2 protein-coding genes are annotated in these 1,335 nt (G+C 73.4%); both read right to left on the reverse strand.

The genetic code is table 11. The features are described 5' to 3' along the window. The coding region (locus MXD58_RS27700) for an arginine deiminase family protein (protein WP_374616739.1) at window positions 1-550 on the reverse strand (550 nt) is incomplete at its 3' end. A gap of 339 nt (window positions 551-889) precedes the next feature. After that, window positions 890-1,335 (reverse strand): RICIN domain-containing protein (locus MXD58_RS27705; protein ID WP_250611075.1); only part of this gene is annotated, 446 nt, incomplete at its 5' end.

Here is a 1,335-nt window from a genome sequence, read left to right on the forward strand (position 1 = left end):
GCCCGCGCAGGATCGCGGCCATCACGATCGTCTCGCGGGCCCGCTCGCGGCGGCGCAGCCGGCCGACGGCGACCGCCCCACCGAGATCGGCATAGTGGTCGCGGGGGAACATCAGGCCGGTCAGCGGGCGCAGCGCGTAGCTTTCGTCCGGGGCGACGTCGAGGCCGATGACGCCGCCCCCGGCGCCGGGTTCGAGCAGCAGCCGCGGCTGGTGCAGCACGACGGGGGCCAGCGCCGGCACCGACCAGTCCCGCAGGGCCTCCCGGGCGGCGAGCAGCCGCGCGTCGTCGTCGGCGCTCACCGCCCGCACGGCGAGTTCGAGCAGCACCTCGCGGGGCAGCGCGGTGAGGATCTCCGAGGGCGAGCGCGGGACGGCGCCGAGCTGGAGGAGCGCCGCCCGCACGGCCGCGGACTCCGCGGCGGCCCGCACCGGGTCGTAGGCGGGTCGGCCGGGATGGAAGACCGACGTCTCGACCGGTTGGACGATGGTCGGGTTCTGGATCAGGATCGTCGGCCCGGCCGCGCGGCCCGGCCGGCGCTCGGCGTTCACCGGGCACCACCGCGCCAGCCGTCCCCGGCCGACGCGCGGGCGCCCCGGGTCCGGCGCGGCCCGCCAGGGTCGGCGTCCGGGAAGGGACCACCGGTCAGACCCGGGAAACCGAGTGCGATTTCCGGGCGGGCGCATTGCATCAGGTCATTATGCCGTTCGCGGACGCGGATGCCCGGACGCGGCCCCCTTTTCCGGGCCGCCAACAATCATTTAACCAAATAACGCGGTCAACCTAGGTGATGAAAACCATCAAATGCACTGACCGACGCCAAAACCTTGATAGGACGGACGCAACAGTCACCGCGCCGGCCTGCGGCCGCGCCGGCATCGGGGCGGCCCTCAGCGCCGCACCCAGTGCTGGTAGTTCCCGCCGTTGTAGTCCTGGGTGTACAGGCCGCCGCTCGCGTCGCTGTCGAGGCACTCACCGGTGGCGGCGTTACGGAAGACGTAGCCCTGGCTCTCACTCGTCCTTGTCCAGACCTGCGCGGCGCCGCCGTCGCAGGCGGCGGCGTACACGGTTCCCCGGTATCGGGCACCCGACGGCGAGGACCCGTTCGCGTGGCTGCCGATGCACCGTCCCGTGAACGCGCTGCGCACCCGCACGCCGTCGCCACTGGCCGAGATGATCCACCGCTGATAGTCACCGTCGTTGCAGCCCAACGTGTACATGTCGCCGTTGCCGTTGCCGTCGAGACACAGTCCGGTGGCGACGTCGACCCAGACCTCGCCACTCGGCGCCGGCGCCGGTTTCGGCGCGGGGGCGGGGGCGGGGGCCGGGGCGGGCG

The organism is Frankia sp. AgKG'84/4 (assembly GCF_023242965.2).
Lineage (GTDB): Bacteria > Actinomycetota > Actinomycetes > Frankiales > Frankiaceae > Frankia.